The sequence below is a fragment of the Mycobacteriales bacterium genome (assembly GCA_035995165.1).
Classification (GTDB): domain Bacteria; phylum Actinomycetota; class Actinomycetes; order Mycobacteriales; family CADCTP01; genus CADCTP01.
Genome location: DASYKU010000122.1, coordinates 25,496 through 44,980, shown reverse-complemented (window position 1 = coordinate 44,980; position 19,485 = coordinate 25,496). Strand labels below are relative to the sequence as shown.

Sequence of the window (19,485 nt, the reverse complement as noted above, 5' to 3'; positions counted from 1 at the left end):
GTTTCTCGAGGACGTACTGTGCCGCCGTGGACCCGATCGCCGAGGCCGCCGCGCTGCGGGACGGGGTGCTGCGGCTGTCCCGCCGCCTGCAGGGCGAGCGGTCCACCTCCGGGCTCAGCCTGACCAAGATCAGCATGCTCGGGCACCTGGTCCGGCGCGGGCCGCAGTCCCCGGGCGAGCTGGCCGCCGCCGACCGGCTGCAGCCGCAGTCGGTGACCCGGGTGCTGGCCGAGCTGGAACGCGACGGCCTGGTCCAGCGGTACGCCGACCCGGCCGACCGGCGGACCCGTCGGCTGCGGATCACGGTGTCCGGGCGGGCGGCGCTGGGCGCGGACATGCGGCAGCGGGACGAGTGGTTGGCCGGGGCGCTGGCGCGGGAGCTCAGCCCGGCGGAGCGGGCGGTGCTGGCCGAGGCCGGCGACCTTCTCGCCCGCCTCGGCGACTCCCCACCCGCGAGCGCCGACCCCTGACCCGCAGGCGCCGACTCCCCACCCGCCCCGGCCTCCCCACCCGGGAGCGGCGGCTAGCGCCGGCGGGCGATGAGCTCGGTGCGGTTGGCGAGGCCGAGCTTGCCCAGGATGCTGCGGACGTGGCTCTCCACGGTCCGCTCCGAGAGCACCAGTGACTCGGCGATCTCCCGGTTCGACAGCGCCCGGACGACGAGGTCGGCGACCTCCCGCTCCCGCGCGGTGAGCGGATCGGAGTGCCGCCGGGCGGCCGCGAGCTCGCCCGCGAGCCGGCCGGCCCGGGCCAGCGGGCCCGGCATGTCCAGCCGCCGGAACTCGTCCGCGGCCTGCCGGACCAGGCCCTCCGCCTCGGCCGTCGGGCCGAGCAGCCCGGCCAGGTCGAGCCGGCCGACCGCCGCCATCGGCCGGCCCCGGACGGCCAGGTTGGCGGCGACCGCCCGGCGCAGCAGCGCGATCCCCTCCGCCGGCCGGCCCGCGGTGGCCGCCAGCAGCCCGAGCTCCCGCAGCGGCGAGCCGGAGAAGTACACCGTGGGGACACCGACCGTGCCGGGGCAGTCGGCGTACTCGACGATCCGGCCGTACAGGACCTCGGCCGTCTCCCGGTCGGCGAAGGCGATCGCCAGTTCGGCGAACTCCAGCACCGCGCCGCCCCAGCGGAAGTCCGCGACCATGCCGGCCAGCCCGGACTTCAGCTCGGCCCAGATCGCGGCGGCCTCGTCCCGGCGGCCGTGCAGGAGCAGCAGGTTGGCCTCGTTGGCCCGGATCAGCGGCATCGTCGGGAAGTTCGCCAGCGCCGTCCAGAACTCCGGCGGCAGCTCGCCCGGGTCACCCCGCAGCCGGGTCAGGTGGGACGCGTACGCCTGCGACAGCCCGACCGCGGTCGGGTCGCCGGTCGCCACCGCCACCTCGGTCGCCTGCCGGTTGAACTCCCGGGCCGCCTCGAACCGGCCCTCCAGCGTCGCCCGGGCCGCCTGCGCCCGCAGCAGGTGCCAGCGGGCCAGCGGCTGCCCGCTGCGCCCGGCCACCCGCTCCAGCAGCCCGAACGCCTCGCTCACCACGTCGAGCCGGGCCAGCTCGTAGCCGGCCCGCAGCATCCAGCCGGCCCCGGTCGCGCCGGCCAGCGGCTGGCCCAGCTCGGTCGCGCGGTCGACCGCGAGCCGGCCGAGCCGCAGCCGCTCGGGCGCGTCGGCGGCGGCGAGCAGGGTGAGCTCGCGGGCCCGGGCGGCGTCCAGCACCGCGGCCGGGTCGCCGTCCCGCTCGGCCATCCGCAGCGCCTCGATCGCCTGCTCCTCGGCCTCCTTCGGAAGGCCGCGCTCGGCCGCCATCGCGGCGGCCTGGGCCAGCAGCCGGACCCGGGTCGCGGCCGGCGGGTCCGTGTCCAGCGCCCGCGCGCAGAGCCGCCCGACCACGTCGGCCACCTCCGGGTACGTCACCCCGCGGATCACCAGCGCGGCCTCGGCCAGCAGGCCGGGCGGACCGATCGCGGCCGCCTGCTCACAGTGGGCCAGGCTGGCCGGCAGCCGGCCGGCCAGGAACTCGGCCGTGGCCTGCCGGACGAGCGCGGCCCCCAGCACCGCCGGTGCGGCCCCGGCCGCTCGCAGCGCGGTCACCGCGTCCGATCGGTGGGCGACCGCGGCGTCCAGGGCCAGCGCCTGCCCGGCCTGCTCGGCGGCCCGGGCCGAGCAGCCGGCCGCGGCGGCGTGGTCGCCGGCGGCGAGCCAGTGCGCGGCGGCCCGGCCCGGTTCCGCGTCGGTCAGCGCCCGGGCGGCCCGCTGGTGCAGGCCGCGGGCGGTCCCGGCCGGGATCGTCGCCCGGACGGCGTCCTGGAGCAGGGCGTGCGCGAAGACCAGGCCGTGGCCCCCGAGCAGGCCGGCCCGCCGGGCGGCGGCCAGCGCCGGGCCGGGGTCGGCACCGGTCACCTCGGCCAGCGTCGCGGGGCCGGCACCGTCGCCGAGCAGCGCCAGCGCCTCCACCACCGCCCGGTCGGCCTCGCTCAGCCCGGCCAGCATGCCGGCCGCCACCACCGGCAGGTCGTCCCCGGCCGCCAGCAGCAGCGGCAACCCGCCGGTCCGCCGGAACGCCTCGGTGCCGTCACCGCCGAGGTACTGCCCGACCTCGCGGGCGGTCAGCGGCGGCAGCGCGAGCGCCTCCGTACCGGGGTTGCGGCGGGTGTCGGCGATCGCGGCCGCGGTCTCACCGGCGAGCCCGTCCCGGTGGGTGCCGAGCACCAGCAGCGCGGCGTCGCCGGCGTCGGCCGCGACCCGGCGGAGCAGGGCGAGCGACTCGGCGTCGGCCCAGTGCAGATCCTCCAGGACCAGCACGACCGGGCGCTGCGCCGCCGACCGCAGCAGCGCGTCGGTGACCGTGGTCAGCGCCCGGAACCGCTCGGCCGCCACCGCGGACGGCTCCACCGCGCCGACCCCGCCCGGGAGCGTGCCCGCCAGCCCGGTGGCCGCGGCCCGGTCCAGCGCCCGCAGCGCCCGGGACCAGGCCCAGAACGGCGGCGCGCCCCGGTCGTCGGTGCACCGTCCGCGCCCGACGGCCGCGCCGCCCCCGGACCGGGACAGGGCCTCCTCGACCAGCCGGGTCTTGCCGATCCCGGCCGGTCCGGAGACGAGCAGCACGCCGCCCCGGCCGGCCTCCGCGGCGGCCAGCCGGTCCAGCAGCAGGCCCATCTCGGCGCCCCGGCCCACGAACGGGTGGCTGGCGTGCACGGGGCGAGTATCGCGGTTCCGCACCCGGTTCAGTGCCAGTACGGATTCCCCGGGACGCGGACGGCGACATCGTCGGGAGCACACCCGAGGAGAGGACTTCCGATGAAGGCCACCGTTCATCCCGTCGACGGCGTACCCGGCCCGCAGGACAACAGCTGGGTCGACGCCGTGCTCACCGCGCTGGGCGCCGAGGCGATCCCGGCCGGCGCGCTGATCGCCCGCCCGCTCGGCGTCGGGCCCGGCGCCGTGGTCGCGTTCTGGACCGACGACGCCCCGGTCGCGGGCTGCACCGCCGGACCGGTCACGGTCGGCCCGGGGGTCCCGTACGAGATCGCCTCCCACCAGGCCGGGACCTCGGCCGGGCCGGCCCGCTACCTGCAGCTGACCACGTTCGGCGGCCGCGGCGACGAGTGGTGCGCGGCATTCGACCGCTCCGGACAGGAGCGGGTCTGGCCGGCCGTGAAGGACGTGCCCGGCCTGGTCGGCGTGCTCGTCGGCGCCGCGCCCGGCGCCCGGGTGGCGGTCACGCTGGCCGACTCGGTCGAGGCCCTGGAGGCCGGCGCCGCCGCGATCCTGTCGACCGAGCTGCTGCCGTGGGAGGACCCGGCCCACCTCACCGGCCCGGAGCAGCTGGCGATCCTGCGGCTGGTGCACGCCGACGTGCCGGCCGGGGCGACCCGCTGACCCCCTCCGTCTTCCGGCGGACACCACGAGAGCCGGACGTAGGACCTCAGCTCATCCCCTCCCCCGACGCGGCCGCCTTCGATCCGGCGGAGTGTCAGGAACACCGACGACGCAAGGAGAAACGACGATGACCAGCACGACCGCGACCGAGCTGCGCGACGGCACCTGGACCGTCCCGGCCGGCACCGCCACCTTCGCCGCCCGCAACTTCGGCATCCGCACCGTCCGCGGCACCCTGGCGCTCGAGCGCGGCAGCGTCACCGTCGCCGGTGGCCGGCCGGTCGTGGCCGAGGGCACGCTGCGCTCGGCCAGCGTGAACACCGGCACGGCCAAGCGGGACGAGCACCTGTGCAGCGCGCAGTTCCTCGACATCGCCGCGCACCCGGCCGTGAGCCTGCGGGCGCTGCGGTTCGAGCCGGCCGAGGACGGCTGGACCGTGCCCGCGACGATCACCGTGGCCGGGGCCGAGGCACCGATCACGCTGCACGCGCGGCGCCTCCCGGACGACGGGCCCGGTGCCGTACGGGTCCGGATCACCGGCGAGTTCGACCGCACCACGGTCGGCATCCGCGCTCCGCGCTTCATGGTCGGGCACCGCGTCGCGGTCGAGGCGGAGCTGAGCTTCACTCAGCGGTGATCACCACGTCCGGCTCCGCGGCCTTCGGGACGAGCAGGCCGAGCAGCGCGCCGGCTTCGGCGACGACCTCGGCCCGCTCGCCCCGGGACAGCCGCGGCGCCCGGACGAGCAGCCGGCCGGCCTTGCGGTCGACCCGCCAGGTCCCGCGCAGCCGGCCGTCGACCAGCAGCGGCGACCAGTGGAACTGCTCGTCGAACAGGGCGTCCGCACCGGCCGGCACGATCCGGCTCCGGTCGGCGTGCCCGAGCAGCACGTTGTCGTACTGGGGCAGGAACCGGGCCGGGGCCGGGAGGTCCGGGTCCGGCCGGGGCGCGTCCGGCAGGTCGACCAGCTCGCGCCCGTCCTCGGCCCGGAACGTCCGCAGCGACGGCCGCAGCCGGTCCACCACCTCGGCCAGCCGGGTCAGCCCGGACCAGTTCTGCACGTCGGCCGTGGTCGCCGGGCCGAACGCGGCCAGATACCGCAGCACCAGCCGGTCCGGGGCCTCGTCGGTGCCCAGCGCCCGCTCGAAGACCGCGTGCCTGGCCCGGCCGCTGCGGCCCCAGACCCCGCGCGGTGGCAGCTGGACCAGCGGCAGCAGCGCCCGGGCGGTCTGGGCCAGCGCGATCTCCTCCCGGTCCGGCCAGCGCTCCCGCAGCAGCCGGCCCAGCTCCCCGAACGTCCGCGGCTCGGCCCCGACCAGCTCCCGCGCGGCGGCGGCCAGCTCACCGAGGTCGACCCCGGCCAGCCGGGTCCCGAACGCCGAGCGCGCCATCCGGTGCAGCGCGGGCTGAAGCACCGGCCGCAGCGCCACGCCGTCGGCCGCGGTGACCAGATGGATGGTGGAGCGCTGCAGTGCGATCCGGACGGCGGCGCCCTCGGCGACAGCCCGGGCCAGCTCCTGCGGGTCGTACGGGTCGAGCCTGGCCCACAGGCCCACGTACGGGTCCTGCGGCTCCTGGGCCTGCAGGCCGACGAGGTGCTCGACCACCTCGAGCGCGGGCCGGTCGACCCGGGTGAGCAGCAGCTGCCGCGCCAGCAACGCCCGGTTCAGGGCCCGATCGGTGAGCACGTCCCGACCCTAGGCACTGAACCGGACGGATCCTGACCGCAGTCCGCGGCCGGCGCCGTGCCATGGATGCGATGGCTCCCCACGGTTAGGGTCCGACCCATGGTGATGACGGATGTGACGCAGAACGACGCGACGGTCGCGTGGCACGTCACGGACGACACCTCGTCGACCGGTCCCGTCGCCGTCTGGCGGATCGAGACCGGGGTCGCCTTCCTCACCGGCGCGGACGTCGACCCCCGCGCGTACCGTCCCGAGTTCCACGATCGCCTGGCCGCGATCGTGAGCAGCACCGCGGTTCCGCTGAGCCCGGCGACGCCGAAGGCGCGCCCGTCCCAGCGCTTCTACACGGTGGACGCCGACGACCACGGCAGCGAGGTCATCTCGACGGCGCTCCTGCGCGCGGATCCGGCCTGGTTGGCCGAACGCTGCGGCGACGTCACGGTCGCGGGCTGGACCGTCGCGGACGTCCGGTTGGACGTCCTGGACTTCGGCGTGGCGACGGCGGTGCTCGGCTGGGTTCCGGCGGAGGAGACGCGAGCGGACATCGCGGACCTCCGGACCGCCGTGGCCGACCTGAACGAGTCGGCACCGGAGTTGACCGCCGGCGTCGCGGCCGACGTGGCCGCGGCCGTACAGGAGGCCTTCGAGGGTCAGGAGCTGTTGCTGACCCCGCACGATCCGCTTCAGGAGGCCCGCGCGAAGCAGCTTCCGCGGCCCGGCGAGATCCTCTGGGCCTGGAACCACTGCCGCGCCTCGGCGCCGGACCGCCAGCAGGCGGTCGCCGCCCGCGCGCTCGCGAGCCACCTCTGCCCCAACGACTTCGAAATCCTCCAGCACCGCGATCACACGTACGCGGCCGGCGTGTTCACGTCGGTCACCTGCTCAGCGCTCGGGTGCGAGGCGGACGGCATGACGCTGGCGCGCACGACACCGGTGCAGGACGCCTGGTGGACGCTGTTCTGGATGCTGGACCGAGTGTTGCTGGCCCTCCTCATCGACCTGGGCCGGACGACCGCCGACCTGCCCATGAGCCGGCTGGCCGCGCAGGCGGTGGCGATCCAGGACATCGCCGAACGCACCCGGCTGTACCGCAGCCGGGTGGACAGCGTGCTGGTGAGCTCCGGAGCGCGGGACATCGCCGTGTGGCAGACGCTGGCGAAGGCGTGGGATCTCGACTTCCGCATCGGCACGGTCGATCACAAGCTGGAGCTCCTGCAGGCCAGCTACCGCACCGTTGTCGCCCGGCTCAACCAGGCCCGCAACACCCGCATCACCCTGATGGTCTACCTGTTCACGGCCCTCAGCCTGGTCTCGAACGCCGTCAGCGTCGAGCAGTACTCGGAGGGGCGCATCAACGGATCCCTCACGATCCGGCTGCTCATCCTCACCCTGTGCGTGCTGGCCTCGATGGCAGCCGTCGTGCTCACGTTGCGGGTGCGCGTGCGGACGACCCCGGGGCCGTCCTGACCCCTACGGACAGGGTCCGGATCGGGACGTACGACACAGGAGGCATGATGGTGCACCTTCCGGCGAAGCCCCGGTGCGCAATGACGCGCCGACGGGAAAATGTCGGAGGTCCTTGGTAGACATGAGTCCGCCGAGTCCACCTGTCGCTCCCCACCAGAGGGCCGTGATACCCGATGATCAAGTTCGATTCGGTGGGCAAGCGGTACCCGAGCGGGACCACCGCGGTGGATGGCCTCGACCTGGTGGCGCCCTCGGGCCGGATCACCGTGCTCGTCGGCCCGTCCGGCTGCGGCAAGACGACCTCGCTGCGCATGGTCAACCGGATGGTCGAGCCGAGCTCGGGGACGGTCTGGCTGGACGACCGGGACACCGGGAAGGTCGACCCGGCCGCGCTCCGCCGCGGCATCGGGTACGTGATCCAGCAGGCCGGCCTGTTCCCGCACCGCACTATCGCCGACAACGTGGCCACCGTGCCGCTGCTGCTCGGCTGGGACAGGCGCAGGGCCCGGCAGCGGGCGCTGGAGCTGATGGAGCGGGTCGGGCTGCCGGCCGACCTCGCCCGCCGCTACCCGGCGCAGCTCTCCGGCGGCCAGCAGCAACGGGTCGGGGTGGCCCGGGCGCTGGCCGCGGACCCGCCGGTGATGCTCATGGACGAGCCGTTCAGCGCGGTCGACCCGGTCGTCCGGCATGAGCTGCAGGACGAGTTCCTCCGGCTGCAGAGTGAGATCGGCAAGACGATCCTGTTCGTCACCCACGACATCGATGAGGCGGTCAAGCTCGGCGACGAGGTCGGCGTCATGCGGGTCGGGGGGAAGCTGGCCCAGCTGGCCAGCCCGGCGACGCTGCTGGCCGAACCGGTGGACGACTTCGTGGCCGGCTTCGTCGGCCGCGACCGGGGCTACCGCTCGCTCGGCTTCCGGGCCGCCGGCGAGCTGTCGCTGACCGAGGAGCCGACGGTCCGGATCGGGACCGACGGCGGCGAGGCCGCGCGGGTGGCCCAGGACGACTGGCTGCTCGCCGTCGACGCGGACGGGCAGCCGCAGGGCTGGCTGGACGCGCGCGAGCTGCGGGCCGGCACCCCGGTCGGGCCGGACCTGCTGCACCGCGGCGGCACCACCGCCCGGGCGGACGACTCGCTGCGGGCCGCGCTGGACGCCGCGCTGTCGGCCCCGTCCGGCCGGGGCGTGATCGTGGACGGCGACGGCCGGCTGCTCGGCACGATCTCGACCGGGGACGTGGTCGCGCGCATCGAGGCCGAGCGGGAGCGCCGCCAGGCCCAGCTCGAGGACGCCACTGCCGGGGGCGGCGAGTGATCACCTACCTGCGGGATCACACCCAGGAGGTCGCCGACCGGTTCCTCACCCACGCCTGGCTGGCGCTGCTGCCGCTGGCGATCGGGCTGGCGCTGGCGATCCCGCTGGGCTGGCTGGCCAGCCGCTACCGCTGGCTCTACCCCGGGGTGATCAACCTGGCCGGGCTGCTCTACACGCTGCCCTCGGTGGCGCTGTTCGTGATCATGCCCTCGATCATCCACACCAAGATCCTGTCGCCGGTCAACGTGGTCGTGGCGCTGACGATCTACACGGTCGCGCTGCTGGTCCGGGTGATCGCGGACGCGTTGATCGCGGTCCCGGACGAGGTCCGGGCGGCCGCGGTGGCGATGGGCTTCACCGGGCTCGGCCGGTTCCTGCGGGTCGACCTGCCGATCGCGGTGCCGGTGATCGTCGCGGGGCTGCGGGTCGCCGCCGCGTCGAACGTCGGGCTGGTCTCGGTCGGCGCGCTGATCGGCGTCAACCAGCTCGGATCGCTGTTCACCGACGGGTTCACCCGGGACATCGGCAGCGTGGTGCTGCTCGGGATCATCCTGTGCGTGATCCTCGCGCTCATCCTCGACGCGATCATCGTGCTGACCGGCCGGCGGCTGACCGCCTGGCAGCGGGTGGGGGCCTGAGATGGGCGTGATCGTCGACTTCCTCGGCAACGGGGCCAACTGGTCGGGCTCGGACGGCATCCCGCTCCGGATCGTCGAGCACCTCGAGTACACGTTCGTCGCGCTGCTGTTCGTCTGCGCGATCGCCCTCCCGCTCGGCCTGTACGTGGGACACACCGGCCGCGGCTCGGTCGCGATCGCCGGCACCGCGAACGCGCTGCGCGCGCTGCCCGACTTCGGCCTGCTCGTGTACGTCGTGCTGCTGATCTCCGGCAGCCTCCCGGCAGATCTCGCCTACACGCTGCCGACGACCATCGTGCTGGTCGTCCTCGGCATCCCGGCGACCCTCTCGGCGACGTACGCGGGGATTCAGAACGTCGACCGGGCGGCGCGGGACGCGGCCAAGGGCATGGGCATGACCGGCGGCCAGGTGCTCTGGCGGGTGGAGGTGCCCAACGCGCTGCCGCTGATCATCTCCGGGATCCGCAGCTCGATGCTGCAGATCGTGGCGACCGCGACGATCGCCGCGTACGTGTCGCTCGGCGGGCTGGGCCGGTTCATCCTCGACGGCCAGTCCCAGCGGGACTACTCGCAGATGGCCGCCGGCGCCGTACTGGTCGGCGTGCTGGCCATCCTGCTCGACCTGATCAGCACCGCGATCCAGCGGCTGGTCGTCTCACCCGGCGTGACCGGCCGGTTCCGTACGTCGGCGGCGCGCCGACGGCCCGCGCTGATCGCGTCGGGTCAGGAAGGGTCCGTGGTTCCCACCAGTTAGGTAGAGAATGTGACCGGGCCCGTCGGGGGCCGCGTACCACTACAGGAGACAGTCGACATGAAACGGACCAGAGTCACCCTGGCCGCCCTCGCCTCCGTCGCGGCGCTGGCCCTGACCGCCTGCGGCGGCGGCGGCAGCGACCCGCTCAGCACCGGCGCCGCCTCCCCGGCGGCGTCCGGCACGATCGTGGTCGGCTCCGCGAACTTCCCGGAGAGCGCGCTGCTCGCCCAGATCTACGCCGGCGCTCTGCAGTCCAAGGGCGTGAAGGTGTCGACCAAGCTCAACATCGGCAGCCGGGAGACCTACATCCCCGGTCTGCAGGACGGGTCGATCGACCTGATCCCGGAGTACAGCGGCGTGCTGCTGCAGTACTTCGACAAGACCGCGGCCCAGGTCAGCTCCGCGGACGTGTACTCGGCGCTGCAGTCCAAGCTGCCGGCGAAGCTGACCGTGCTGACCCAATCGACGGCGGAGGACAAGGACTCGGTCACCGTCACCAAGGAGACCGCGGCCAAGTACAACCTCAAGTCGATCGCCGACCTCGCCGCGGTCGGCAACCAGATCACGCTGGGCGGACCGCCGGAGTGGAAGACCCGCCAGACCGGCGAGCCCGGCCTCAAGCGGATCTACGGCATCACGTTCAAGGACTTCAAGGCGCTGGACGCGGGCGGCCCGCTCACGATCAACGCGCTGAAGAACGGCAGCATCCAGGCCGGTGACGTGTTCACCACCGACCCGAACATCATCGCCAACGGCTGGCTCGCGCTGGAGGACCCGAAGAACCTGTTCGCGGCCCAGAACGTGCTGCCGCTGATCAACAAGGCCAAGGCGACGCAGACGGTCTCGGACGCGCTCAACGCGGTCTCGGCCAAGCTCACCACCGCGGTGCTGCTCGACCTCGACAAGCAGATCATCACCGACAAGAAGGACCCGTCGGTGGTGGCCAAGGCCTTCCTGACCAGCAACGGTCTCGGCTAGCCCGCACTGCCCCGGAGGCCGCCGATCCCAGCCGGGACCGGCGGCCTCCGCCGTTGTCGCCCCCGCTCCGGCCCGGCTACGTTGTGTCGCGCGTCACATACTCGATCACGAGGGAGACGACGGCATGGCTGACTACGACCCGCGAGCCGACACCGGGATCCCGACCGAACCGGTCGGCTCGCTCCCCCGGCCGTCCTCGCTGCAGGCCGCGTACGCGGACTACGACGCGGGCAAGATCGGCAAGGACCAGCTCGAGTCCGAGCAGGATGCCGCGGTCAAGGACTCCATCGAGCGGTTCGAGGCGACCGGGTCGCCGATCATCTCCGACGGCGAGCAACGCTGGTCCAGCTTCGCCACGTACCCGGTGACCGATACCCTCGGCGGTACCGGGCTGGCCGACCACCTGGCCGGGACCGGCGGGCAGTTCTTCGCGATCTTCGCCGACGGCCACAACCGGCAGCTGCCCAAGCTCACCGGCGGACCGTTCCGCTACAAGAACTTCGCCGGCGACACCCTGGCCAAGTCCATCGGGTACGCGCACAAGCCGATGAAGCAGGCGGTCATCGCGCCCTCGATGCTGCTGCTGCTCTACCCGCTGGACGAGGAGATCGACGGCTACTCGCGCCAGCAGTTCGAGGACGACCTGGTCGACGAGTGCGAGAAGGACATCCGGCACGCGTTCGAGGCCGGCGCGGTGCGGGTCTCGATGGACTTCACCGAGGGCCGGCTCGCCACCCGGGCCGACCCGCGCAACCCCTGGACCGGGCGCGGGATGCTGTCGCACTTCATCGAGCTGGACAACCGGGTCTTCGCCCGGTTCAGCGCGGAGGAGCGCCGCAACATCGGCGTGCACACCTGCCCCGGCGGCGACCGGGACTCGGTGCACAGCGCGGACGTGCCGTACAGCGACCTGCTGCCGAGCATGTTCCAGCTCGACGCCGGCTACTTCCTCATGCAGCTGGCCAGCGAGCGGGACCGGGACTCGGTCTACCAGCTGGTCGGACAGCACAGCCGGGACGACCAGATGTGCTTCATCGGCGTGATCTCGCCGGTCATGCCGCGGGCGGAGAAGCCCGAGGAGGTCCGCGACCAGCTGATCCGGGCCGCGAACTTCATCCCCAAGGAGCGGCTGGGCTCCACCGACGACTGCGGGTTCTCGCCGTTCTCGATCGACGAGAAGCCGTCGCACGGGTCGCCGGACTACGCCCGCGACGTCGCGTTCGAGAAGATCTCGAACCGGATCGAGGGCACCCGGGCGGCGGCCGAGAAGCTCGGCCTCTAACTGGTCGCGTCGCCGGGCAGCACCAGCTGCCCGGCGGCGTTCCGGCTCACCGGCTCGGCCGCGGTGACCGCCTCGACCGGGATCGGCCCGTACACGTGCGGGAAGCCGTCCTCGACCCGGATCTGGGCCGGGATCCTCGCCGGGTCGATGCGCAGTAGCACGAGGTCCTCGGCGTCCGCGTAGAACGCCTCCGCCACCCCGGCCAGCTGCTCCGGCCGGGAGGTGTGCACGAATCCCACCTCGGCCAGGCTCAACCCCCGCGTCGACCGCTCGTACCGGCCCGTCGGCCGCGCCGCCTCCCACTCCGCCCGGTCGGCCAGGTGCCACAACTCGCCCATACCGGCCACGCTAGCGGCCGCGGGCGACGATCTCGGCCGCGATGTCGCGGAGCTTGCGGTTGCTGTGCTGGCTGGCCACCCGCAGCCGGTCGAACGCCTCGGCCTCGGTGATCCGCTCGGTGCCCACGAGGATGCCGATCGCCGCGCCGATGACCGGGTTCGAGGCGACCGCCTGCCGCAGCTGGACGGCCTGTTCGTGCTCGGCCGCGCGGGCCAGCGCGGCCCCCGCATGGGTCGCGTACGCCGCCGCGAGCGTCCTCGTCCGCGGCCCGAACGCCCCGGCCGGCCCGGCGTAGAGGGTCAGCGCGCCGAGCGTCTCGCCGCCGAGCACCAGCGGGCAGGACAGCACGCTGTGCGCGCCGGCCCGGACCGCGGCGGCCGGGAAGTCGCGCCAGCGCGGGCCGGGGAGCCCGGCCAGGTCCGCCACCGGCTCGGCCGGGACCGCCGCGAGCGCGTCGAGCGTGGGGCCGGCGCCCGCGCCGTACTGCAGGCCGTCGAGCCGGCGGGCCAGGCCGTCGGTCGCGGCCGCCGTGATCAGCCCCGGCAGCGTGACGCTGGCGCGCTCGGCCGCGGGCACTGCCCGCAGCGCCAGCCGGGCGATCCGGTCCAGCGTCTCGGGCATGGTCCGGACCTTGTGCAGCTCCTTGGCCAGCTCGGTCAGGTCGACCAGGACCGGAGCCGGGTCGCGCCGCAGCGAGTGCCGCAGCGCCGAGGCGGCGGCCACGGTGGCCCGCACCGCCCGCCGGCTCTCCGGTGCGTCCCGCCGCCCGATCGCGGCGCGGTCCTCGCCGCGGCCACGCTCCTCCGGCGCGTCGCCCCGCCTCTCGTCGGGCAGCACACCGTCGCTCACGCGGGAATTTTCCCTCTTCGGAACCGATTCCGCACGGTCTCCGGGCAAGGCATCACAGCGCCGACACGCCTGGTCACCGGCCGGGGTGCTGCATCTCACCGTCTCCGACGGGCTACTGGCCCAGCAGAGCGTTGACCCGGTGGCGCAGTGCTCCGACGCTGACACCATGACGAACGATCTGTACCTGACGTGAGCCTGCTCCACGACCGGGTCGTGCTGGTCAGCGGCGGTACGCAGGGGGTCGGCGCGGCCGTCGCGGCCGCAGCCGTGCGCGAGGGTGCCCGGGTGGTGATCACCGGGCGCCGGGAGTCACTCGGGGCGGCGGTGGCCGACCGGCTGGGCGCCACGTACGTCCCCTGCGACGTGACCGACGTGGCGCAGGTCCGGGCCGCCGTCGCGACCACCGTGGCCGCCAACGGCCGGCTCGACTGCCTGGTCAACGCCGCCGGGCTGGTCACCCGGGGAACGCTGCTGGAGACCACGCCGGAGCTGTTCGACGCGCACCTGGCGGTGAACCTGCGCGGCCCGTTCTTCCTCATGCAGGCGGCCGTGGCGGACATGGTCCGCCGCGCCGCGCCGGGCTCGATCGTCAACGTGATCTCGGCGTCGGAGCTCGGCGGGCAGCCGTACCTGGCCGCGTACGTGGCGGCCAAGGCGGGGCTGGCCGGGCTGACCCGCAACGCCGCGTACGCGCACCGGTTCGACCGGATCCGGATCAACGGCCTGGACATCGGCTGGACCGAGACCGAGGGCGAGGCGGCGGTGCAGCGGGCCGCCCACGGCGCGTCCGGCGACTGGGCCGCGAAGGCCGCGGCCGAGCTGCCGATGGGCCGCCTCGGCCAGCCGGACGAGATCGCCGAGATGGTCGTCTTCCTGCTGTCGGACCGCAGCGGGGTCGTGACAGGCTCCGTCCTGGACTGGGACCAGACCGTGCCCGGCGCTCACGACTGAACCGATTGAACGGAGGCGCCGGATGGCCGGACGGGTGGCGTTGGTGACCGGGGGTGGGCGCGGGATCGGGCGGGCGATCAGCCGGCGGCTGGCCGCGGACGGGTGCACGGTCGCGGTCAACTACCGGCGGGACCGCGAGGCGGCCGAGGCCACCGCGGCCGGGATCGGCGGCCGCGCGTACCAGGCCGACGTCGCCGACCGGGACGAGTGCGCGGCGCTGGCCGCGGCCGTGGTCGCCGACTTCGGGCAGGTCGACGTGCTGGTCTGCAACGCCGGGATCGCGTCCCGCGGCAACACCGTCGTCGACACCGACCCGGCCGAGCTGGAGCGGGTCCTGCGGACCCTGGCGTACGGGCCGTACTGGCTCTGTCAGGCGCTGGTGCCGCAGATGCGGGCGCTCGAGCGCGGCGACGTCGTGCTGATCTCCAGCGTGAACGCGGCGCACGCGATGCCGGGCGGGTCGCCGTACATGATGGGGAAGCTGGCGCTGGAGGGGCTGGCCGCGACGCTCGCGCTGGAGGAGCTGCGGCACGGCATCCACACCAACGTCGTCGCGCCCGGGCTGGTCGTGACCGACATGGGCGACCGGCTGGCCCGCGCGGTCGCCGGGGTCGAGGCGGCGGCCGCACTGGATCCGCGGTTCCCGTACGGCCGGGTGTGCCGGCCCGAGGACGTCGCCGACGTGGTCGGCTTCCTGGTCTCGGACGCGGCCTCGTACGTCAACGGCCAGCGGATCTCCGTCGACGGCGGCCGCCCGACGATCTCGGGCTAGTGCTCCCGCTCGGCCATCTTCGCCAGCCACCGGTTGTACGCCGCCAGCGCGGCATCGTCGTCGTCCAGGTCGGCCGACTCCGGCTGGCCGGTCCGCTCGGCCATCGTCGACATCCGGGCCCGCTCGGTCCAGCCCGGCTGGAGGGCCGCCGGCGCCCGGCCGTGCAGCCAGACCAGCCCCACCACGAGCATGAGCAGCGCCATCAGGCCGGTGCCGCCGATCCACATGGTGGTGCCGGCCGCGACCGTGTCCGAGGCCGCCGACAGCGCCCAGTCCGGCCGGGCGTGCAGGTGGCCGGCGTCGCCGAGGCCGCCCTCGACGGTGCCGGTCTGCAGCAGCACCACGCCGACCACCGTGTCCACCGGCGTGACCAGGGCGAGCAGCGCCATCCGGGCGCCGCCGGACAGCTGCCAGGGTCCGGGCCGGCGACCGAAGACGAGCTGGAACAGCAGCATCCCGGCGACGAGGTAGGCCAGCTCCTCCAGCACGTGCACGTTCTGGTCGGCCATCGCCCGGTCCATGATCCCGGTGAGGTGCACGCCGATGACCGCGACCGCGTACACCCCGGCGGCGAACGCGGGCGAGGTCAGCCAGCCGACCACCGGCCGGTTGAGGAACGCCTGCCAGGCCGCCGAGCCGCGGGCCGGCAGCGCGTCCGAGACCAGCTGCAGCGGCGAGCCGATCGCCAGCAGCACCGGCGCGACCATGATGAGCAGCAGGTGCTCGATCATGTGCATCCACTCCAGCACCTGCCCGTACGGCTCGATGCCGCTGCAGGTGGCCACCACGACGACCAAGAGACCGCCGAGGAACGCCGCGGTCCGGCCGATCGGCCAGCCCCGGACCCGGGCGGCCCCGATCAGGTATGCCACCGCCGCCAGGCCCACCGCGACGAGCACGCCGGGGCGGCCCTGCGCCTGCCCGGCCAGCTGCCCGAGCTCGAGCGGAGGGAGGTTCACAACCCCACGGTCGCACGCGAACCCCGGACGGTTCCCGCCCGGGGTGGTCCGTCCGGGTCCGGGTACTAGTCTCCCGCCGATGAACGGCCAGGGTTGGGCTCAGGTGGGCGAGCTGGCGCTCGCGTTCGCGTTGTCGGCGGTCATCGGCCTCGAACGGCAGCTGCGGCAGAAGTCGGCCGGGCTGCGCACGCACACGATCGTCGGGCTCGGCTCGGCGCTGTTCCTGCTCGTCAGCAAGTACGGCTTCCAGGACGTCGTGGTCCCCGGCCAGGTGGTGTTCGACCCGTCCCGGGTCGCGGCCCAGATCGTGTCCGGGCTCGGGTTCATCGGCGCCGGGCTGATCTTCGTCCAGCGCGGCGCGGTCCGCGGGCTGACGACCGCCGCCACGATCTGGCTCACCGCCGCCATCGGCACCGCGGCCGCCGCCGGCCTGCCGCTGCTGGCGCTGCTGTGCACGGCCGGGCACTTCGGCGTGCTCTACGGCCTGACCCCGCTGGCCCAGCGGCTGTCCGGACGGCAACCCGCCACCGCGGCGCTGTCCTGCACGTACGTCGACGGCCGGGGTGTCCTGCGGGACGTCCTGGCCACCTGTACGAACGCGGGCTGGGCCGTGACCCGGGTCGAGACGGCCCCGGCCGGCACCTCCGTCGGCCCGGGCGGCGAGTCCGGCCCGCCGCTGGTCCGGGTGGGGCTGGAGCTGCGCGGCACCGGGCCGAACACCGCGCTGCTGGCCGAGCTGAACGACGTCGACGGAGTGGTCGAGGTCCGGACCGAGGACACCGAGGACTACTAGTCCGCCCTACCCGGCACGCCGGACCTCGGCCGGCCCGGGCACGATCTCGAAGGCCAGCGTCATCCGGGTCAGCTCCAGCAGCCGGACCACGACCGGGCTGGGATCCCGCAGCACCAGCACGGCGTGCCGGGAGAACAGCCGGCGGCGGACCGCGGCCAGCGTGGTCAGCGCGTGCGCGTCGAGGAAGGTCGCACCGGACAGGTCGACCTCGACCCGGCTCGGCCGCCGCGCCACCACCGTGTCCAGCACGGCCCGCAGCAGCGGCGCGGTCGCGATGTCCACCTCACCCTGCACGACCACGATCTCGGTCGTGCCCTCGCGGTGGGTGTCGACGACGAACTGCGGCGCTGCGGGGGCGGCGGGGGTCACCGTGTCAGCCTCCTCGGGGAGCGGTAACTGACCAGACCACGATCTCCCGGACAGCCGGGCTCCGGACCGTATTCGCCTGACGGTTGCCTGACAACGAGTCAGGGCGTCGCCGGGGCCGGTCTGAGCACGCTGGAAGAGGTCGGGGTCGGCCGGTCCGTCGCGGTCGGCCGCTCGGTCGCCGACGGCGTGGCGGTCGGAGCAGCCGGCGGCGACCGCAGGATCTCCGGCTCCCCCTGCGCCTTCACCCCGCACCCGGCCAGCGCCGCACCGACCAGCACGGCCACCAGCGCCCGCTTGCGCGCGGGGGCGCCGGTCAAGGGAGCCCGCCCAGCTCCAGCACGAACCGGGCTCCACCGCCGGGCCGGTCGGTCACCGCGACCGTGCCCGAGTGCAGCCGTACGTGCTGGGCGACGAGGGCGAGCCCGAGCCCGCTGCCGGTGTCGTCGACGTGCCGGTCGCGGTCCGAGACCCGGGCGAACCGCTCGAAGATCCGGTCCCGCTCCACCACCGGTACGCCCGGTCCGGCGTCGTCGACCTCCAGCCGGGCCCGCCCGTCGACCCGGCAGACCGCGATCCGGACCAGCCCGCGCCCGTGCCGTTCGGCGTTGTCGACCAGGTTCGACACGACCTGCTCCAGCCGGCGCCGGTCGCCCAGCACCGGCACCGGGCCGGCCGCCTCGACCGGCACCGGCGAGGACCGGGCGACCACGTTCGCGACCAGCTCGCCCAGGTCCAGCCGCTCGGCCGAGAGCCGGAACGCACCCTGGTCGATGCGGGAGATCTCCAGCAGGTCGCCGACCAGCCGGCGGAACCGGCGCAGGTCGGTGTCGAGCAGGTCGATCGCGTGCCGGGCGGCCGGCGAGACCTCGTCCCGGCGCCGGACCAGCACCTCCATCGCGGCGGCCATCGTGGTCACCGGCGAGCGCAGCTCGTGGCTGACGTCGGAGGCGAACCGGGCGTCCCGGGCCACCCGCGCCTCCAGGTCGCCGGCGGTCTCGTTGAACGCCGCGGCCAGCGGGCCGAGGTCCTTGTCGTCGCGGATCGGCAGCCGGGTGGACAGGTCGCCGTGCGCGATCCTGGCCGCGGCCGCGGTCAGGTCGGTCAGCGGCCGCAACGCCCGCCGGCTGGCCCACCAGCCGGTCGAGGCGCCGAGCAGCGCGGTCGCCAGCACCCCGCCGAGCAGCATCAGGCTGATGAACCGGAAGGCCCGGTCCAGGTCCCGCAACGGGAACACCTCGACGTACGCGACCCCGGTCCGGGGCAGCGTCATCGCCACCGCGACCACCGGGGTGCCGGCGACCCGCAGCCGCTGCCGGGCGGTGTCGCCGCGGGCGGCCGCGGCCAGCAGCGCGGCCGGCATGTCCTGCGGGCCGATGTTGTCCGAGACCGTGCCGCCGGAGATCCAGCCGTCCGGCTGCCGGACGAAGATCGCCGCCTCCGGCGAGGAGGCCAGACCGGTGAGCAGGGCCGCCAGGTCGGTCGCGTTGCGGGCCAGGGCGCCGTCGACGAGGCGGGCGTTGAGGATGGCCTGCCGGTCCACGCTCTGCTCGCGCTGCTGCATCATGTAGCCGGTCGTGAGGTTCCAGGTCACCACGGCGACGATCACCGACACCGCGACCGACCCGAGCGTGAACGCGGCGATGACCCGGTTGCGGACCGGGATCCGGCCCAGCTCCCGGCCGACGCCCCGCATCCGGGCGCCACCCCTCACGACGCGACCCCGCGTCCGCTCACGACGCGACCCGGTAGCCGACGCCGCGCACGGTGAGCACCAGCGTCGGCGTGCTCGGGTCGTCCTCGACCTTGCGGCGCAGCCGCCGTACGTGCACGTCGAGCAGCCGGGTGTCGCCGAAGTAGTCGTAGCCCCAGACCCGTTCCAGCAGCTGCTCGCGGGTGACCACGCTGCCCGCGGCCGCGGCCAGTTCAGTGAGCAACCGCAGCTCGGTCAGGGTCAGGTGCACGTCCTCGCCCCGGCGCAACGCCACCCCGCGGTCGGGATGGATGCGCACGTCCCCGGCCGCGAGCACGGCCGGCTCCGGCGGGCGGGCCCGGCGCAGCAGGGCCCGGATCCGGGCCGCCAGCTCGCTGGCCACCACCGGCTTGGTCACGTAGTCGTCGGCGCCGGCCTCCAGGCCGCGGATCACGTCGTCCGAGCCCGAGCGCGCGGTGATCATGATGATCGGCAGGTCGCCCTGGGTCCGTACGGTCCGGCAGACGGCGAAGCCGTCCATCCCCGGCAGCATCAGGTCCAGCAGCACGACGTCGAACCGGTCGGACCGGATCAGCCCCAGCGCGGACTCCCCCGAGCCGGCCTCGACGACCTCGTACCCCTGGTCGGTCAGGCCGAGCACGAGCGCGCCCCGGATGCGCGGGTCGTCCTCGACGAGGAGCAGGCGGTCGGCCACCCGCCCATCCTGCCCCCGGCGGGGTGGGATCGGCGTTCACTCACAGCAACTGGATGCGATCCC

Annotated in this window: 21 protein-coding genes; 12 read left to right on the top strand and 9 right to left on the bottom strand. The window is 74.6% G+C overall.

The window, feature by feature from the left end; translation table 11 throughout:
• The first annotated feature begins 26 nt into the window (after positions 1-26).
• Positions 27-470 (top strand): MarR family transcriptional regulator, encoded by a 444-nt coding sequence (locus VGP36_20560; GenBank protein HEV7657104.1) that lies wholly within the window; start codon positions 27-29, stop codon positions 468-470.
• Positions 471-523: 53 nt separating this feature from the next.
• On the opposite strand, the gene VGP36_20555 is transcribed toward VGP36_20560, so the two are convergent.
• Complete coding sequence (locus VGP36_20555) at positions 524-3,181, bottom strand: AAA family ATPase (GenBank protein HEV7657103.1); 2,658 nt, start codon at positions 3,179-3,181, stop codon at positions 524-526.
• 102 nt (positions 3,182-3,283) lie between these two features.
• Here VGP36_20555 and VGP36_20550 point away from each other — a divergent pair, with 102 nt between their 5' ends.
• Complete coding sequence (locus VGP36_20550; protein ID HEV7657102.1) at positions 3,284-3,865, top strand: hypothetical protein; 582 nt, start codon at positions 3,284-3,286, stop codon at positions 3,863-3,865.
• A 127-nt stretch (positions 3,866-3,992) separates the two neighbouring features.
• Complete coding sequence (locus tag VGP36_20545; GenBank protein HEV7657101.1) at positions 3,993-4,502, top strand: YceI family protein; 510 nt, start codon at positions 3,993-3,995, stop codon at positions 4,500-4,502.
• Here the strand turns inward: VGP36_20545 and VGP36_20540 are convergent.
• Complete coding sequence (locus VGP36_20540) at positions 4,489-5,553, bottom strand: winged helix DNA-binding domain-containing protein (protein ID HEV7657100.1); 1,065 nt, start codon at positions 5,551-5,553, stop codon at positions 4,489-4,491. The two genes, VGP36_20545 and VGP36_20540, sit on opposite strands and share 14 nt — an antisense overlap.
• A 99-nt stretch (positions 5,554-5,652) precedes the next feature.
• On the opposite strand from VGP36_20540, the gene VGP36_20535 reads away from it, so the two are divergent.
• From VGP36_20535 to VGP36_20510, 6 genes are all read left to right on the top strand, one after another.
• Complete coding sequence (locus VGP36_20535; GenBank protein ID HEV7657099.1) at positions 5,653-7,020, top strand: hypothetical protein; 1,368 nt, start codon at positions 5,653-5,655, stop codon at positions 7,018-7,020.
• A gap of 173 nt (positions 7,021-7,193) precedes the next feature.
• Positions 7,194-8,333: an ABC transporter ATP-binding protein gene (locus VGP36_20530; protein HEV7657098.1), complete on the top strand. Its 1,140-nt coding sequence runs from the start codon at positions 7,194-7,196 to the stop codon at positions 8,331-8,333.
• Positions 8,330-8,971: an ABC transporter permease gene (locus VGP36_20525; protein HEV7657097.1), complete on the top strand. Its 642-nt coding sequence runs from the start codon at positions 8,330-8,332 to the stop codon at positions 8,969-8,971. Before VGP36_20530 ends, VGP36_20525 begins: the two co-directional genes overlap by 4 nt.
• Before the next feature lies 1 nt (position 8,972).
• Complete coding sequence (locus tag VGP36_20520) at positions 8,973-9,725, top strand: ABC transporter permease (GenBank protein ID HEV7657096.1); 753 nt, start codon at positions 8,973-8,975, stop codon at positions 9,723-9,725.
• A 57-nt stretch (positions 9,726-9,782) separates the two neighbouring features.
• Positions 9,783-10,703: an ABC transporter substrate-binding protein gene (locus VGP36_20515; GenBank protein HEV7657095.1), complete on the top strand. Its 921-nt coding sequence runs from the start codon at positions 9,783-9,785 to the stop codon at positions 10,701-10,703.
• 124 nt (positions 10,704-10,827) lie between these two features.
• The gene (locus VGP36_20510) at positions 10,828-11,985 is read left to right on the top strand and encodes a 5-methyltetrahydropteroyltriglutamate--homocysteine methyltransferase (protein HEV7657094.1); all 1,158 of its coding nucleotides are present in this window, start codon (positions 10,828-10,830) and stop codon (positions 11,983-11,985) included.
• Here the strand turns inward: VGP36_20510 and VGP36_20505 are convergent.
• Complete coding sequence (locus VGP36_20505; GenBank protein ID HEV7657093.1) at positions 11,982-12,323, bottom strand: DUF952 domain-containing protein; 342 nt, start codon at positions 12,321-12,323, stop codon at positions 11,982-11,984. The two genes, VGP36_20510 and VGP36_20505, sit on opposite strands and share 4 nt — an antisense overlap.
• Positions 12,324-12,333: 10 nt before the next feature.
• A complete protein-coding gene (locus tag VGP36_20500) occupies positions 12,334-13,173 on the bottom strand; it encodes a GAF and ANTAR domain-containing protein (GenBank protein HEV7657092.1) in 840 nt (279 codons plus the stop codon).
• A 189-nt stretch (positions 13,174-13,362) separates the two neighbouring features.
• On the opposite strand from VGP36_20500, the gene VGP36_20495 reads away from it, so the two are divergent.
• Positions 13,363-14,124 (top strand): SDR family oxidoreductase, encoded by a 762-nt coding sequence (locus VGP36_20495; GenBank protein HEV7657091.1) that lies wholly within the window; start codon positions 13,363-13,365, stop codon positions 14,122-14,124.
• A gap of 22 nt (positions 14,125-14,146) precedes the next feature.
• Complete coding sequence (locus VGP36_20490) at positions 14,147-14,896, top strand: SDR family oxidoreductase (protein ID HEV7657090.1); 750 nt, start codon at positions 14,147-14,149, stop codon at positions 14,894-14,896.
• Here the strand turns inward: VGP36_20490 and VGP36_20485 are convergent.
• Positions 14,893-15,855: a cytochrome c oxidase assembly protein gene (locus VGP36_20485; protein HEV7657089.1), complete on the bottom strand. Its 963-nt coding sequence runs from the start codon at positions 15,853-15,855 to the stop codon at positions 14,893-14,895. The two genes, VGP36_20490 and VGP36_20485, sit on opposite strands and share 4 nt — an antisense overlap.
• A gap of 79 nt (positions 15,856-15,934) precedes the next feature.
• Between VGP36_20485 and VGP36_20480 the strand changes: the two genes are divergently transcribed.
• The gene (locus VGP36_20480) at positions 15,935-16,648 is read left to right on the top strand and encodes an MgtC/SapB family protein (protein ID HEV7657088.1); all 714 of its coding nucleotides are present in this window, start codon (positions 15,935-15,937) and stop codon (positions 16,646-16,648) included.
• A 6-nt stretch (positions 16,649-16,654) separates the two neighbouring features.
• Here the strand turns inward: VGP36_20480 and VGP36_20475 are convergent, their stop codons facing one another.
• The 4 genes from VGP36_20475 to VGP36_20460 all read right to left on the bottom strand — a co-directional run bounded on the left by VGP36_20475 (position 16,655) and on the right by VGP36_20460 (position 19,422).
• A complete protein-coding gene (locus tag VGP36_20475; protein HEV7657087.1) occupies positions 16,655-17,017 on the bottom strand; it encodes an STAS domain-containing protein in 363 nt (120 codons plus the stop codon).
• Between the two features lie 98 nt (positions 17,018-17,115).
• Positions 17,116-17,334, bottom strand: a complete 219-nt coding sequence (locus VGP36_20470) for a hypothetical protein (GenBank protein HEV7657086.1) — start codon at positions 17,332-17,334, stop codon at positions 17,116-17,118.
• Positions 17,331-18,728: a HAMP domain-containing sensor histidine kinase gene (locus VGP36_20465; GenBank protein HEV7657085.1), complete on the bottom strand. Its 1,398-nt coding sequence runs from the start codon at positions 18,726-18,728 to the stop codon at positions 17,331-17,333. The genes VGP36_20470 and VGP36_20465 overlap by 4 nt, the downstream gene beginning before the upstream one ends.
• 19 nt (positions 18,729-18,747) lie before the next feature.
• Positions 18,748-19,422 (bottom strand): response regulator transcription factor, encoded by a 675-nt coding sequence (locus VGP36_20460; GenBank protein ID HEV7657084.1) that lies wholly within the window; start codon positions 19,420-19,422, stop codon positions 18,748-18,750.
• Positions 19,423-19,485 lie beyond the last annotated feature (63 nt).

Bases quoted from the DNA above. Each gene is read 5' to 3' on its own strand.
- VGP36_20550 (HEV7657102.1), top strand. From the start codon at position 3,284: ATGAAGGCCACCGTTCATCCCGTCGACGGCGTACCCGGCCCGCAGGAC.
- VGP36_20545 (HEV7657101.1), top strand. From the start codon at position 3,993: ATGACCAGCACGACCGCGACCGAGCTGCGCGACGGCACCTGGACCGTC.
- VGP36_20535 (HEV7657099.1), top strand. From the start codon at position 5,653: ATGGTGATGACGGATGTGACGCAGAACGACGCGACGGTCGCGTGGCAC.
- VGP36_20530 (HEV7657098.1), top strand. From the start codon at position 7,194: ATGATCAAGTTCGATTCGGTGGGCAAGCGGTACCCGAGCGGGACCACC.
- VGP36_20520 (HEV7657096.1), top strand. From the start codon at position 8,973: ATGGGCGTGATCGTCGACTTCCTCGGCAACGGGGCCAACTGGTCGGGC.
- VGP36_20515 (HEV7657095.1), top strand. From the start codon at position 9,783: ATGAAACGGACCAGAGTCACCCTGGCCGCCCTCGCCTCCGTCGCGGCG.
- VGP36_20510 (HEV7657094.1), top strand. From the start codon at position 10,828: ATGGCTGACTACGACCCGCGAGCCGACACCGGGATCCCGACCGAACCG.
- VGP36_20505 (HEV7657093.1), bottom strand. From the start codon at position 12,323: ATGGGCGAGTTGTGGCACCTGGCCGACCGGGCGGAGTGGGAGGCGGCG.
- VGP36_20490 (HEV7657090.1), top strand. From the start codon at position 14,147: ATGGCCGGACGGGTGGCGTTGGTGACCGGGGGTGGGCGCGGGATCGGG.
- VGP36_20480 (HEV7657088.1), top strand. From the start codon at position 15,935: ATGAACGGCCAGGGTTGGGCTCAGGTGGGCGAGCTGGCGCTCGCGTTC.